This window comes from Dongshaea marina, assembly GCF_003072645.1.
Lineage (GTDB): Bacteria > Pseudomonadota > Gammaproteobacteria > Enterobacterales > Aeromonadaceae > Dongshaea > Dongshaea marina.
In genome coordinates, this window is record NZ_CP028897.1 from 501,342 (window position 1) to 515,748 (window position 14,407).

General features: G+C 48.5%; 13 protein-coding genes and 2 pseudogenes. 6 read left to right on the plus strand and 9 right to left on the minus strand.

The genetic code is table 11. The features are described 5' to 3' along the window. Nucleotides 1-6: 6 nt before the first annotated feature. Nucleotides 7-831 carry a substrate-binding periplasmic protein gene (locus tag DB847_RS02575; protein ID WP_108649309.1) on the minus strand — a complete coding sequence of 275 codons (825 nt, stop codon included), beginning with the start codon at nucleotides 829-831 and terminating at the stop codon, nucleotides 7-9. A gap of 144 nt (nucleotides 832-975) precedes the next feature. Here DB847_RS02575 and DB847_RS02580 point away from each other — a divergent pair, with 144 nt between their 5' ends. Then, on the plus strand, nucleotides 976-1,509 hold the full coding sequence (locus DB847_RS02580; protein WP_108649310.1) for a dihydrofolate reductase family protein: 534 nt from the start codon (nucleotides 976-978) through the stop codon (nucleotides 1,507-1,509). A gap of 51 nt (nucleotides 1,510-1,560) precedes the next feature. On the opposite strand, the gene DB847_RS02585 is transcribed toward DB847_RS02580, so the two are convergent. Further along, the gene (locus DB847_RS02585; RefSeq protein WP_108649311.1) at nucleotides 1,561-2,361 is read right to left on the minus strand and encodes a substrate-binding periplasmic protein; all 801 of its coding nucleotides are present in this window, start codon (nucleotides 2,359-2,361) and stop codon (nucleotides 1,561-1,563) included. Between the two features lie 331 nt (nucleotides 2,362-2,692). On the opposite strand from DB847_RS02585, the gene DB847_RS02590 reads away from it, so the two are divergent. The 4 genes and pseudogenes from DB847_RS02590 to DB847_RS02600 all read left to right on the plus strand — a co-directional run bounded on the left by DB847_RS02590 (nucleotide 2,693) and on the right by DB847_RS02600 (nucleotide 7,128). Continuing rightward, nucleotides 2,693-4,582 carry a beta-glucoside-specific PTS transporter subunit IIABC gene (locus DB847_RS02590; RefSeq protein ID WP_108649312.1) on the plus strand — a complete coding sequence of 630 codons (1,890 nt, stop codon included), beginning with the start codon at nucleotides 2,693-2,695 and terminating at the stop codon, nucleotides 4,580-4,582. A gap of 11 nt (nucleotides 4,583-4,593) precedes the next feature. Then, on the plus strand, nucleotides 4,594-6,033 hold the full coding sequence (locus DB847_RS02595; RefSeq protein ID WP_108649313.1) for a 6-phospho-beta-glucosidase: 1,440 nt from the start codon (nucleotides 4,594-4,596) through the stop codon (nucleotides 6,031-6,033). 99 nt (nucleotides 6,034-6,132) lie between these two features. Next, nucleotides 6,133-6,207, plus strand: a pseudogene (locus DB847_RS26490) (LacI family DNA-binding transcriptional regulator); the annotation flags it as partial. 63 nt (nucleotides 6,208-6,270) lie between these two features. Then, on the plus strand, nucleotides 6,271-7,128 hold the full coding sequence (locus DB847_RS02600) for a substrate-binding domain-containing protein (protein WP_234418495.1): 858 nt from the start codon (nucleotides 6,271-6,273) through the stop codon (nucleotides 7,126-7,128). A 71-nt stretch (nucleotides 7,129-7,199) separates the two neighbouring features. Here DB847_RS02600 and DB847_RS02605 read toward each other — a convergent pair. The 7 genes and pseudogenes from DB847_RS02605 to DB847_RS02635 form a co-directional block, all read right to left on the minus strand. Beyond that, nucleotides 7,200-7,780 (minus strand): annotated as a pseudogene (locus DB847_RS02605) (anthranilate synthase component II). Between the two features lie 204 nt (nucleotides 7,781-7,984). After that, on the minus strand, nucleotides 7,985-8,785 hold the full coding sequence (locus DB847_RS02610) for a hypothetical protein (RefSeq protein ID WP_108649315.1): 801 nt from the start codon (nucleotides 8,783-8,785) through the stop codon (nucleotides 7,985-7,987). Nucleotides 8,786-9,101: 316 nt separating this feature from the next. Then, entirely contained in the window at nucleotides 9,102-10,019 is a 918-nt protein-coding gene (locus tag DB847_RS02615; RefSeq protein WP_108648954.1) for an IS5 family transposase, read from the minus strand. Between the two features lie 29 nt (nucleotides 10,020-10,048). Next, nucleotides 10,049-10,237 carry a hypothetical protein gene (locus tag DB847_RS02620; protein WP_108649316.1) on the minus strand — a complete coding sequence of 63 codons (189 nt, stop codon included), beginning with the start codon at nucleotides 10,235-10,237 and terminating at the stop codon, nucleotides 10,049-10,051. After that, a complete protein-coding gene (locus DB847_RS02625; RefSeq protein ID WP_159084344.1) occupies nucleotides 10,230-12,785 on the minus strand; it encodes a YfjI family protein in 2,556 nt (851 codons plus the stop codon). Before DB847_RS02625 ends, DB847_RS02620 begins: the two co-directional genes overlap by 8 nt. Before the next feature lie 43 nt (nucleotides 12,786-12,828). Next, nucleotides 12,829-13,020 carry a helix-turn-helix transcriptional regulator gene (locus DB847_RS02630; RefSeq protein ID WP_108649318.1) on the minus strand — a complete coding sequence of 64 codons (192 nt, stop codon included), beginning with the start codon at nucleotides 13,018-13,020 and terminating at the stop codon, nucleotides 12,829-12,831. A gap of 112 nt (nucleotides 13,021-13,132) precedes the next feature. Then, nucleotides 13,133-13,831, minus strand: a complete 699-nt coding sequence (locus DB847_RS02635) for a spore germination protein GerPC (protein WP_234418496.1) — start codon at nucleotides 13,829-13,831, stop codon at nucleotides 13,133-13,135. A gap of 349 nt (nucleotides 13,832-14,180) precedes the next feature. Between DB847_RS02635 and DB847_RS02640 the strand changes: the two genes are divergently transcribed. Beyond that, nucleotides 14,181-14,390 (plus strand): helix-turn-helix domain-containing protein, encoded by a 210-nt coding sequence (locus DB847_RS02640; protein WP_108649320.1) that lies wholly within the window; start codon nucleotides 14,181-14,183, stop codon nucleotides 14,388-14,390. The last annotated feature ends 17 nt before the right edge of the window (nucleotides 14,391-14,407 follow it).

Genomic DNA, 14,407 nt, shown 5'->3' on the forward strand with positions numbered 1-14,407 from the left:
CAAGCCTCAGGATTGATCTGAGGCTTGTGTGCTGCTCCCGGTTTTATCATTGACCGGGAAAGAGGGAAGGGGGTTGGGCTGGCTCATATCCTGGATACGGAACTGGGTTCGCAGCTCATCCACCCGACCGGACTCCTGGAGTTTTTTAAGCCCACGATTAAACTTCTCTGTGAGCTCTTCGGCTCCCGGATAGTTTTTCGAGAACAGCAAAAAGTGTTTGGAGTTGATCACTGGCTGTGGATGGTTGGTGAACAGGTTTTGGGCAAAGGGGAGCTTCTTATAAAGGGTAAAGTAGCCGACATCGAAATTGGCAATCACCAGATCGACCCGTTCGGCCAGGGCAAGCTGGAAGCTCTGGGTTAGTCGGTTGACGTAAGCGATACTGTAAAGGCCCGAGTTACCGTGCTGATGAAACTCCTTGGTATAGGTAAAGCCCCGGATTGCAGCGATCTTTTTTCCCTTGAGGCTGGCGTAATCGCTCCAGTCAAACTGCCGATCTTTAAGGTAGAAAAGTACCACCGGGCTTTTCAGGATCAGATCGCTGAAATAGTGCGTTTCCGTTTTTTCTGTGGAGTATCCCCAGGGGGCTGTTCCGGCTACAGCGCCAATCCGGGAAAGGTTGTAGGCCCGCTTCCAGGAGGTGTAATGATATTTGACTGTTACTCCCTGTGAGGCAAGAGCCTCTTTCACCAAGATCCCAGTGATACCGTATCCCTTCAGACGATCTGAGGTGAAGGGAGGATAGTCCCCTATGGCGATGGTGATGGTTTGGGCCTGCAGCAAAGGCGTGATAAGGCAGAGAAGGGCAATTATCAAGGAGCGAATCGGCATGGGTTTATCTTCATCGGCAATAGATTACCCCAAGTATAGAAAATGAATGCCATGAGGCATCTCGGGGCAAGAGGGCTGGGTATTTTCACTATCGGTGTTTTCATACCCACTCTTGTGTGAACCGGTACAGAGGAAGGAGTACAGATGACTAATTTTGTATATATCGCGACCAGCCTTGATGGTTATATCGCCGACCGTGATGGCGGACTCGACTGGCTGCATAGCATCCCCAATCCGGAGCAGTCCGACTTTGGTTGGGCAGATTTTATAGCTGGTATTGATGCTATTGTCATGGGGCGAAACACCTTCGAGACCGTGTGTGGCTTTGCTGTTCCCTGGCCCTACTCCGTACCTGTCTTCGTTCTGAGTCATAGTCTTAACTCTCTTCCTGAAGAGTATAGAGACAGGGCTCAACTTATCAGTGGCTCTTTGTGTGATGTCATGACAGCCCTGAAACAACAAGGATTCAACAAGCTGTATATCGATGGTGGCAAGACGATTCAGGGCTTTATGCGGCAGGATCTGATAGATGAGCTGATAGTGACTCAGATCCCCATAGTGTTAGGGGCGGGTATACCTTTGTACGGTGAGTTGCCAACCGCCCAGCGTTATGAGCTGGTTCGCTCAGAGGTGATGCTGGGGGCTATGGTCAAAAACCACTATCGGCGATTGAGATAATGGTTCGCCTGAGCCAGGATGAGGCCCCGGGGTGAGCGAGGCCTTCGGGGATCATTCCTGATACAGCTGCCAGAACTTATCCTGCTGCTGTTTAAACTCTTCGGACTCGCGGAGCTTGGTCAGGGTGCTCCAGATCTCGTCAGAAAACTCCGGATAGTTATCCACCAGGGGGAATGACAGCATCAGGTAGTAGGGTTTTTCTGAGATGGGAATTTTCCACTTCTCCAGCCCTTTTGACAGGACGGGATCGTTCCTCAGCACAAAATCTGCCCGCATGGTTTGCAGGGCTGCGCCCTGGAGCCTTCCGCGCAGCAGCTTATACAAGATAAGCTCAGGCCCTCTGGCGCCTTCATCCAGAGGGACCTTAAGCTTTTTCAGGCGATCGACAATTGAGAAGCCGGGCTGGACACCTATGGTGCCGCTGAGGTTTTCAAACCCCTTGCCATTCCACTGCAGATTTGAGTCTTTACGCCGGTAGAGTGAGTATCCCGAGATATGGATACGCCGCTCTTTATCCAGCTGGCCATCGAGCAGGGTCGGATAGTTGCCCATTCTCAGGCGCTCCTGCTTGAAGCTGGCGGCGAATGCACCATCCATGGTTCCTGACTGCATCGATTTTAGACAGCGTTTCCAGGGAAGCTTGTGCAGGTTGATTGGGGTTTTAAGCTCACTCTCAAGAAGCTTAATTAACTCAATATCCAGTCCCCGGGTCTGGTTTCCCTTGGGGAAAACCCAGGGAAATGCATTCTGATCCTCATGGCAGAAATTAAGCTCGGCAGGCGTATTGATCGCATTTGCTCCGAAGGCCAGCAGACCAAAGAGCAGGGTTAACAAGCGTGGACAGAGTTTCATGTTCCCTCAGAAAACCGTAGCTGTCATATAAAAGAGTGTAGTAGTCGTCAGTTGAGAATGGACCCATTGTGTGTGAGCCTGAATTTTTCCGGAAAACTCTCATTTCCCATAAAGCGGGGAAGAACCGCTGTGCTAGCCTGTCTGCACTAATACATCTTTGATGTTGCTTGCTGCTATTTTGGGCGAATCCAGGGCGAAACTTAGCCGAAAGTAGCCATGGCTTCGAATAGCAAAACTGCCAGAGACTTCACATTTTGAAATGAAACCGGTTGCTGAAATCGGTTTTAGTGATTATTGTTGCAACCGGTTTCAGTGGCAGGGGATATTGAGAATGGCAAAAATCAGGGACTACGCCAGGCTGGCAAAACAGATACTTGAACATGTTGGCGGACAAGGCAATATTGTCAGCTTTACCCGCTGTGCGACACGGTTACGGCTGGTGTTAAAAGAGATACCAAAAGGTGCCAGTGATAAGATCAAACAGCTGGCCGGGGTGATTACCGTGGTAGAGAGTGGTGGTCAATTCCAGATCGTCATAGGGACCCATGTGTCCGATGTGTATGAGCATTTAGCAGGACTTGTTGATCAGAACCTTCTGAGTGATGCGGGGAAGAAGGCACGGATTGTCGACTCAGTTATATCCTCTATGTCAGCTATCTTTGCGCCGATCGTCTATATCCTGGCTTCTGCGGGGATGCTGCAGGGTGGGCTCATAGTCGCCAAATATTTCATGCCTGATTTTACCTCAAGCGGTACATTTCAGGTCCTTAACTTCATGTCCTGGACTCCCTTTGCTTTTTTGCCTGTGTTCATCGCGGTGACAGCGTCAAAGCATTTTAAGTGTAATCCCTTTATCGCCCTGCTATGTAGCTGTGCCCTGATCAATCCCGACTGGGGCGTACTGGCTGCACAGATAGCCAGTGGAAAAGTAATTACCTTCCTTTCCATGCCTTTAGCCCAAACCATTTATACCTCATCGGTGTTGCCTCCGATCTTTATGGTGTGGGGCCTTTCTCATGTTGAGAAATATGCCAAGCGGCTCATTCCCGAGGTGATCGGCGAGCTATTTACCCCGCTGGTTTGTATGTTAATCATGGTGCCCGTGACTTTGTTACTCATAGGTCCTGTGACCAGTGCCGCCGCAGAGGGTATTGCAAATGGATATAACTGGTTATTCGAAGCCTTCCCACCCCTGGCAGCGGCACTGATAGGCGGATTCTGGCAAATCGTCGTGATATTTGGTGTTCACTGGGGGATCACCCCGGTCATCATGGCTAACTTTGATATGTATGGCAGGGATTCATTTCAGGCATTCCAAACCATGGCGGTTGTCGCACAGATGGCAGCAGTGTTTGCTGTCGGCTTTAAATCCCGGAACCGGGCTTTTAAGACCACCTCATTTTCGGCCGGGATCACCGCTATTTTCGGGATCACAGAGCCAACCCTCTATGGTGTCACTCTAAGGCTTAAGAAGCCCTTCATATGTGGTTGTATTGGTGGCGCCGCCGGAGCATTAGTCGCGAGTCTGTTTGGTAGTTACTACTATGCCTATGCCGGCCTGCCTGGCCTGCTCACTGTGATGAATTCAATCAGCCCCGAAAATCCATCCTCTTTTATCGGGATGGTTGCGGGTGTGGCAACCACGGTTGTGGTCACCTTTACCCTGGTTAATTTTATTGGCTTTGCAGATCCCAAAGAGGATGAATCCGATGCCGGGAGCCCGGCTCCACTAAAGCAACAGCCTCAGGTTTCAGAGTCGCAGCAATCTAGCTCAATCACTTTAGCCAGTCCGGCTAATGGTGAGTTGGTTTGCCTGAGCCGTGTCAATGACCCTAGTTTTTCACAAAAGCTACTGGGTGATGGGGTGGCGATTAAGCCGAAGGATGGAGTAATCTACTCCCCTTGTGATGCGGTTGTTTCATCGGTCATTGAAAGCCAGCATGCTGTCGGCTTGACCTGCGAAAATGGGGCTGAGATTTTGATTCATGTTGGTCTTGATACAGTTAATTTAAAAGGAAAACATTTTGATACCAGGGTTGAGCTTGAGCAAAAAGTAAAAGCCGGGGATCCATTAATCCAATTTGAAAATGATTTGATTGAGCAGGCAGGTTACGATCTGACGACTCCCTTTATTGTACTCAATAGTGATGAGTTTTCATTCAAACTAACAGGCTCAGATTCAAGCGTTAATGTTGGTCAGCCATTAATCCACTTATCTTAATGAGAAGCGATATGAGTAATACTTTTCCAGGTGATTTTTTATGGGGCGGCGCGGTCGCGGCACATCAACTTGAAGGTGGCTGGGACGCACAGGGTAAAGGTGTCAGTGTGGTCGATGTATTAACTGCCGGAGCTCATGGGGTACAGCGACGAATTACCGATGGTGTGATTGATGGTGAGTCGTATCCAAATCAGGAGGCGGTAGATTTTTATCATCGCTATAAAGATGATGTTAAGCTGTTTGCCGAGATGGGTTTTAAATGTTTTCGAACCAGTATTGCCTGGACTCGAATTTTCCCGAATGGCGATGAGGAGTATCCCTGTGAGGAGGGATTAAAGTTTTATGACGATCTGTTTGATGAGTTATTAAAGTACAATATAGAACCTGTTGTAACTTTGAGTCATTTTGAGATGCCATATCACCTGGCTCGGGAATATGGTGGATGGATGAATCGCAAGGTTATCGATTTCTTTGTGAAATACTCCATGGTGGTGATTGAGCGTTATAAGCATAAAGTCAAATACTGGATGACGTTCAATGAGATTAATAATCAGATGAATGTAGATGCCGATATCTTTGGCTGGATGTGCTCCGGGGTTAAGTTCTCACAGATGGAGCGGCCGGAAGAGGCTATGTATCAGGCTGTACATCACCAGTTTGTCGCTAGCGCATTGGTTGTCAAGCAGGGGCATGAGATTAACCCTGAGCTTAAAATTGGTTGCATGTGTGCTATGGTGCCTTTCTATCCCTACTCATGTAACCCTGAAGATATTATGTTGGCACAAAAAAATATGCGGCATCGCTATTATTTTTCGGATGTCATGATTAGAGGCCACTATCCTAACTACGCAAAGCGTGAATGGGCGATTAAAGGCTATGATATACAAATGGAGCCGGGTGATGAGGCAATATTGAAAGAGGGCAAAGCAGATTATTTAGGCTTTAGCTACTATATGTCTAATACTTTGGATTCAACCGCTAGTCAATCGATTGAAGATTGTATGAATGGCGGCCATCAAAACTCGGTCGATAATCCATATATAACCGCCAGTGATTGGGGATGGCCTGTTGACCCTATTGGGATGCGTTATTGCCTGGCCTCTTTGTATGAGCGATATGAGGTGCCGCTTTTCATTGTTGAAAATGGATTTGGCGCGGTGGATCTGGTCGATAATAATGGTGGTATTCATGACGAGTATCGAATCGATTATTTAATAAAGCATATTCAGGAGATGAAAAAGGCGATAAATATTGATGGGGTCGATTTAATGGGTTATACCCCCTGGGGCTGTATTGATCTGGTCTCTTTTACCACCGGAGAGATGAAAAAACGTTATGGATTCATTTATGTGGATAAACATAATGATGGCTCCGGGACACTTGAAAGAACCCGTAAGAAATCCTTCGACTGGTATAGGGAGGTGATTGCTTCTAATGGTGAAATGCTCTAGAGTAGGTCGGCTATAAGATGTCTAAAAAGTTAGCCGGTCGCTTCGGCTAACTTTTAATGACAGAATAATTAAAAATGATTAGGTGAACAAATGGTAACCATGCTCGATGTGGCTAAGAAAGCTGGGGTATCAAAATCAACTGTTTCAAGGGTGCTGAATGGTAAGAATTTAGTTCGACCTGAGGTTGCTACTCGAGTTTTTCAAGCCATTGAGGAGACAGGGTATAGGCCTAACTTATTGGCGCAACAATTCGCGACCAAGAAAACTAATTTTGTGGGTTTTGTTATTACCAACTCTTTATTTAATGGTCCCTACTTTTCGTCTCTGGTGTATCATGCCGCCTTATTTAGTGAGCAATCGGGTCATCAGTTGGTTATGGTTGATGGCAAACGTTGTGCTGAGGATGAAAAGAATGCGATCAACTTTCTGCTGGATATGAAGTGTGCCGGGATCATTGTCTATCCTCACTACCTGAGCGAGCAGGAATTAACAGAGATTATTGATTCGACCAGCACGCCGATTATCGTGCTCAATCGCGACTTAGTCTCTCACCCGGACCAGTCAATCGTAACCAACCACTACCAAAGCGCCTATTTAATGATGGAGCATATCCTGGAACAGGGGCATAGGGATATCGCTTTTATCCGGGGGGCTACGGGCTCGTTGACCGATCAACAGCGTTTTGCAGCGTATCAAGATGCATTAAGTAAACATGATCTGGAGTTTGCTTCCCAAAGAGTAGTGTCGGGTAACTGGACCCTGGAGACCGGATACCGGGCTGCAAAAGAGTTGGTTCAAAGAGGCGTGGATTTTTCTGCGGTTGTCGCCGGTAATGATGATATGGCGCTGGGGGCGATGAAGGCTTTTTCTGAGTTAGGTTTTAATCTGCCGCAAGAGATCTCGATTGCTGGATTTGATAATAGCGAGATAGGTGGCTTTTTTACCCCGAGCCTGACCACGGTCAGCATTCCATTGAAGGAGATGATCCACAAGGCTGTCCTGAAGATCATCGGCAAGCCTCACGAGGCTGAGCTTATCAATATCTGCGGGACTCTGGTGCAGCGAGACTCCGTACAGAGTCATAGCGCCGGATAAACTCATTTCAGTCTTCTCTATGCTGACAGCGCTCCCCATCAATTCAAGGTGGGGTAGATTGACCCCGGGGCTCACAGCTGGCGGGTAAAGTTCTCCAGCAGCTGGTGTCCCTGCTCGGTGAGAATGCTCTCGGGATGGAACTGAACCCCCTCAATCGGTAGCTCGCGATGACGCAGCCCCATGATCTCATAGGGAGAGGCATCGTCGACCTGGTGCCAGGCCGTTATCTCAAGCTCGGGGGCAGGCTGTCCGGGTCGACCAGCAGTGAGTGGTAGCGGGTGACCGTGAGTGGGTTATTCAGTCCCTCAAAGACTCCCCGGTCACTATGTTGAATTCGACTGGTCTTTCCATGCATCACCTCAGAAGCCCGGATCACCGATGCCCCAAATACCTGGGCGATCGCCTGATGCCCCAGACAGACCCCGAGGATCGGTAGCTGGTGCTTAAAGGCCTGAATGAGCTCAAGTGAAATCCCTGCTTCATCCGGAGTGCAAGGGCCGGGGGAGATCACCAGGCCCCGGGGGTTGAGACGAGAGACATCCTCCAGGGTTAACTCATCATTACGCCGTACCTCGATCGATTGCCCGAGCTCTTTGAAGTAGTGCACCAGGTTATAGGTAAAGGAGTCGTAGTTATCGATCATCAGTAGCATGCTAAAGCTAATCCTTTGTTTTTATTGGGCGTTTAATTGAATCTTACTGTTTGATACCCGCAAATGTCCCCGCTTTTTTCTTGGCTACTTGGTCAGAGCGTTGTATCTGGACGAGCTATTTTGCCCTAATTTATGCTGGGGATAAATTTTTGATGAGACCTTTTTGCGAAACAGATTTTATAGCCATCCTTGGCTATATGTTTATCATCCAAGCTGTTTTAGCTTAACCAACATCCCAAGCGTTCTCTCAAACTTGCGATCTAGGTGTGTTTCATACCGGCTTAATGTTTGGAGCCCATTTAGTGGTATTCCTTCGCCGACTGCCTGGGCTTTTATGGCGCTATGATGCTGAGCATTTTTATAGGATGACTGATAATAGGGGATAGCCTCTCGTTCCAGGAACATACTCAGTCCCTGGCTGGTAGATGAGTAGAGCTCTTCTTCTTCGTACTCAGTCCACCACTCGCACGTCTCAGGCTGCAGCTCTCTTATGGCTTTTTGATAAGCTTCACCGTTATTTTCTGACAGTATTTCGAGAGCTTTTTGGCTTGCTTTCTGGTGGCAGGTAATCTCTTGTATAAATTCAGCAACTTCGTTGTCGGACATGGCAAGCAGGTTTTTCAAGTCATGGCTTTCGCCTCTGAGCCCCAGGGCTAAAGGGATGGAGCGAGCTATTACACCATCAGATTCATACCCGGATGTTGCATGCCTAAGCCCCTTATTCAGGCTGGCTTTTTCAGCTTGCAGAACTCGGCATTTGCGCCACATTATTCCGGCAAGCTCTTCGACAAGGTGTTGCTCGGTTGGCCCTGATGGCTGATGTTCTTCGATCAGGGCGGTCAGTAAATCTGTAAACTCCTCCTGATCTTCATGGGGTAACACGGTCTGTTTGGAGAGGATGCCATGCTTGACGGCATTGAACCGAACCACTTCATAGCCGGAATTTTCCGGTGCTTTATGATCATATCCCTGTGGTTCTGTAGAGTTGGTTTTTGGTTTAGTCATGTTTTTACCTCAGTTATGCAGAGTTGGCCATCGTTCAGCGCTAGTGCGTTGGTCATGATCATTCGAACCTGGCAGATAAGCTTTGCAGCGCATCCGGATGTTGTGTCTGGGGTAGTAGTTTCGACCAGAGGATAGATCACCTTTCTGGGATGCTATACATAGCCCTCGCGGCGTCAGATTTGAGCAATCAGTGCAGCAGCGGCGATCATCCTCAAAAATAGAGTATTTTTCATCGGCAGGATATTCACTGACAGAAGAGCCATTAGAAGGCGGCGTTGTTTCCTAAATCCGAGTCTGATAATTGACTTGTACCCATTCAGGCAGCTTGCTGCCTGACAGGCATACCAAGCCCGATCACTTTGTTTAAAGCTTTAACTCCGGCCAAGGCTTCCCCAACCTGACCGTTATAACAACGTAAGCTCAGCTGTGGAGAATTGAGCTGTTTGTAGCGAGACATTGCTGTTTCTGCTAACGAGCGCTGATGGTAGTCGTTGTCATGCTTCCATTGTGAAAGCTGCCCATTTTTAAGCGCTTCGACAGCTTCATTTCTGGGATGATCTCCTTTCCAGTAAGCTGCATTACTGCGGGGAGGAATCGTTGGTTTACAACCCTTTCTCTGTAACAGTGCATAGCAAGCCTCTGTATCGTATGCACCATCTGCTGAGACTTGCTGTATCTTGCGTCGTAGTGGGTTTAATAAGGTCGGCAACACCTCGTTATCTCCAACACTATCAAGGCTGACCTCGGCTGCTATGATTTCATGAGTTTGAGCATCAACAGCCAGGTGGAGCTTGCGCCAAACTCGGCGCTTTTCTTTTCCGTGCTTGCGCATTTTCCACTCTCCCTCACCGTGGATTTTGAGCCCTGTCCCATCAACGACCACGTGAGCAACAGGGCCTCGGCTGGGGCGGCGATATTTTATCTCAACGGTCTTCGCTCGTTTGCTGATACAGCTATAAGTCGGTGACTTAAGAGGAACATTCATGAGCTGAAAGACCGAATCAAGGAATCCTTGCAACCCCCTCAGTGGAAGGCTGAATACTCCTTTGAGCATCAACGCGGTTTCGATAGCGGTATCACTGAACGTGAAGCCTCTTCCTCTGTCGCCATGGTGCTCCTGACAATGCCAGTTTTTGACTGCATTCTCATCCAACCAGAAGGTGATCGAGCCACGCTTTACCAATGCTTTATTGTATTGAGACCAGTTCTTGATTTTGCCGTTGGATTTACCCATTTGAAGCTTCCCATCATGACGATGGGAGATCAGATCTTGCTCAAACCAAAAGGTTCCATCGATTTAGGAAACAACGCCTTAGAAGGCTCTATTTCGGGGGATTTATCAGATTGCCCTACTGCCATTACTGACGTTAGAGCTCTTTCGTCACTATTGTCAGTTGCTGGTGGAGCATTTTTTGATAATTCTTTTCGGGCTCGTAGTAACCAGTCAGTCATTATTTTTCTCCCGATCTTTCGTTAAGATTCGGGGGTTGATTGAATAGCGAATGGTAGCGCGCCCTGTCCCCGGGCCGGAGCCGCCGGATCTTTTTTCTCTGAGCCAGCCTTCATCCACCAGCCACTCCAGTGCAGACTGAATCTGCTCTTTATGTTTGAGGCTCTTCCACTGCTTGCGCCGGATATCCCTGGCGGTGAATTGATTTTGTAGTTTGTGTTGCTGGATTTTGTTAGCCAGCTCCTGGGCTGCTCGCAGTCCACTGTCGATAAGCAGGCCATAGCAGCGCCGGGCATGGGCTTCTAGATATTCACACCAGGCTGCGGCGCGAAGTGCGTTCTTTTGGGTGACTTGTTGGGTCTTGCCTGTAGCGGCATTTTCGGCAAGTTGGAGAATAAGGGCGATGGCAGGGAATAGCTTGTCATATTTGGCCTGGTGCTGGGCGATAATTGGTTGCTCCTCATTGGCTAGCCGCTCTTGGTGGAGCTCTGCGGACCAGTCAATGAAGATGGCTTGCGCTTCAGGGGTAAATCTCAGATAAGGGAACTTAGAGCTCTCACCAGCAGGATGGGCTCCCAGCAGGCAAGGATCACTATCAGCCAATAGCTCAAAAATTCTGACAACAGAATTATAAGCTTGCCGGTTGGGAGAACGGTCCCGCCACTCCCACTGGCAGGGATCCGGATAGACCAGGAACTGAAAGCGTTGCAGCATTCCATCATTCGCTTTTGAATGAACAGCTTGCTCCAGATATCCCAGCAGTTTATCTGGTTGAGTTCCGCCAAAAACCGAGACACATAAATTGGGAATATTTACCGAGCCTCGACCAATCCGGTCGGTGTCAAAGCTAGCATTACCGTTCCAGGCCTCCAGATAGAAGGCTCGATCCCCTTCTCGTCCCTCTCTATCCCATGAGGTCATCAGGCCAACCAGTTCATCACGCATGATAAGCAGGCCTGCAGAATTATCCTGGAGCAGCTCCCCTAGTTTTTCTATTGTGGTATCGTTTGACTTGAAGCGGCGAGGTGCAGGTTGCGGTGGCGCTTGCCTTCGGTGGCTCTGTGGTTCAGCCACCAGCTTATCGAGTTTGTTACTTTTATCTTTTTTAGCCTCCTGTTTTATTCTCTGCTCAAGAGCACTCTCTCTGGCTTCAAAAACCAGCAGCTCATCCTCAAAGGCCATCTGCTCAGCTTCGTGCTGCTTTTTTGCCCGGGCTATCAAATGATTCAGGGGGGTGAGTGCAGCCCCGATAGCCGGAGACTTTTTGGCAGACGGCTGTCCGACAATTCCTCCCCATAAGTTAGGGATCACTAGCCAGTCATCATTGGTCTTGGGTTTGATTCCACATCTGGCACCAATGACGGAGCCTAAAGAGACCAGCACAGCTGCCGCAATAAAACCCGGAGGACAGGGCATCCGATCAGCTTCATCGATCACCCACTCGCGAAATGGTTCCGGTAGCAGGGCCTCAGGATCAAATTCAGGAACCGGATAAAGCTCAGCTTTGATGACTCCGGGGAGCGGCCAATCTTCAGCGAGCGCCACTGTGGGGATCGGGGTCTTGCCATCAACAAGTTCACGCAGCTCCTGCCAGCCCTTATCGGCACAGGAGTTGTGCATGCATTTAAATCCCAGCTTACCCTGCTGATCCCGAAAAATGGCGGCCTCCCCCTCACCATGCTCCGGATTAAAGGGGCAATGCTCCAGTTTGTAGCGTTCGCGTCTCTGATGCAGATCTTGCTGGTAGGGTATATTGAGCCGGGACAGAAAGTCATTGAGATCGAATGAGTTTATTTGCCGCAAATAATGGGCAGGTGGCTGTGCTTGCTCTGGTTGCAGTGCCTGAAGCTGCTTAGCGCTAACAACCTGGCTACGCTCCGGGGTAGAGGTGAGCCGGGATAAGCGCCAGGGGGTCAATAGAGTGTGATCTCCCTTATTGGCGACCGTTCCATAGAGTTTGGTGATCCTTCCGGCGTTAAACACCGACTGATCCAGGGTAACTTCCGGGGTATCAAATTGACCGGCGAGCGCAGCTAGGGCTCCCTTTACCAGATCTCGCACTTCTGGAGTGTTGGGTAAATCCAGAGGATACAGCAGGTGGTAACCGTTACCGGACTCTGCGGTTACCGGATTTGGCCATCCCTCTGCTCTGAGAAAGCTGTAACAGGCCCTTGCCTGAGTTATTGCTGCCTGTAACTGAGTATCTGTTGCGCTGATATTTTTAGGACGGTTCGGGTCAAAGTCCAGCATTAGCCATCGGCGCTGAACCACATCGGCATCAGTTGCAGTTGCCGAGGCGTAATTTTCCACCCGGTTGCAGTAACGCCCCAGCAGCTGCGGATTAAGCGGGTTCAGGTTGATATAAACCGCAGCCCCCTGCTGGTTGAGGCGCGCCGCTTCTTTTACCAAGGCCTCTTGGTGTTCACTATCAAAGTAACCGGCGCTGGTCTGCTTTTTGCCTCTGTGCAGAGCTCTAAGCTCAATGATATTCGTAGGCTTAAACAGAGCACCAAGCGTATCCAACATCAGCATCTGATCAGGTTGTGGCACCTGTGTTGCAGGTTGCTCGGTATCTTCGGTAGGATAGGGGCGATTAATTGTTTCCAGGGGCTTCGATTTGCTGCTCAAGCCAGTTGTCGATCTCTGACTCAATCCAGCCCACGGCTCTGCCTCCCAGCGCGATTGGTGTTGGAAAAATGCCCTTTGCAATCCGGGAGTAGATGGTGCTGCGTGACAGACCTGTGCGGTCGATAACAGTAGGAAGTCTTAGTACGGAATTAGCCATGTTCGTGCCTCCTGAGGCGGTGCTGGACATGGCTCGAATTGTGGGGTGTCAACGGTGAGATGGCATTACAGCTGCAATTTTTGATCTTGCAATTGCAATGGTTCTGGTTGAGTTACTCTGCTTTTTTGGCCTCTGTCAGAGTTCTGTTGGCATCAGCAAATTTTTGATTGATGGTTCGCTCACTTAGGCCGTGGACACCGCCAAAGCGATCCACAATCTCTGTTGTGATTGCACTTTGACTGGCAAACTCGGAGCAGTTCCTGCCTCGGTTTGAGTGCTCAAGCATTAGCTTAAGCATTGCACCAATCAAAATGTGGTCATATTTATTTGGAGCATCATTACTTGGTAAGGTTAGTCGCTGATCCAGCTGCTTTTGAATATCATTCTTTTCATCACGTAATTTCCTGTATTCCCTCTCAGCTTTCTTCAGACGCTCATTAGCACTCTTCAGTTCTGTTTGTAAGGTTTGATAGGCTTCAAGTGTGACCGCAGGATGAAGGCTGCGCTCTACCTCATCAAATAGAAAAGCGGGCTTATCCGATGGAAACACCTGGGCAATCCAATCTTTCAAATCAGAGCGTTTTACATGGCGACGATAGGGATTAACGTGCTCTCCTGGAGAAGCCATTCCTCCATGCTCCCTTCCGCAGGGTAGATCTCCAGCTGCAATAGCTTGGTGAATTGCACGGCACTTGGGCTCAAGGCATGGAACTAATGGGTGTTTATAGGTCGCATTACCTAGATCTTCAGACTCATTAATATATAGATCCACCTCTTTTGGTGGAATTCCACACCACAATGCTGCAGCCATAGAGACACTATAGAGTGTGAAGTGAGATAGGACTGAGTCACAATTTTGGTTTTCCCAGGGTTTTGTTGCGTTTTCTTGCATCGATTTCACTCTGTGGTAACAAGTTCTGAAGACAAATAGGGAGCTATCGTCCCAAGTAGTTTAGTGTAATTCTATACAGTACTTTTCATAACCTACATCATCAAAATCAGCGTCTGAACTTAAGTCCTATTCTTTTTGTAGAGCACTTGTCCTGGTTGAAAATTAAGCTATGCATTGCCTAGTACTCCCCCTCAGTCTGATCAATAGTCACCACTGATGCTATCTATTGTATGTAGACTTATAAGTAGCATAAGAGTCTCATAGAGGCATGAAAAAAAATGATTTGCTCATAACCTTTGGTTGTAGTGTTAGGAAAAAGAGAAAAGCAGCAGGCTTGTCACAGGAGGAGCTTGCGGCTCTAGCTGGTGTTCATCGAACGTACATAGGTATGGTTGAGCGAGGCGAAAAAAATTTATCTCTTTTAAATATTTACAAAATAGCAAATGCACTAAATATAAATGTAAAGGATTTATTTTGAAACTAACAGATTCCGTT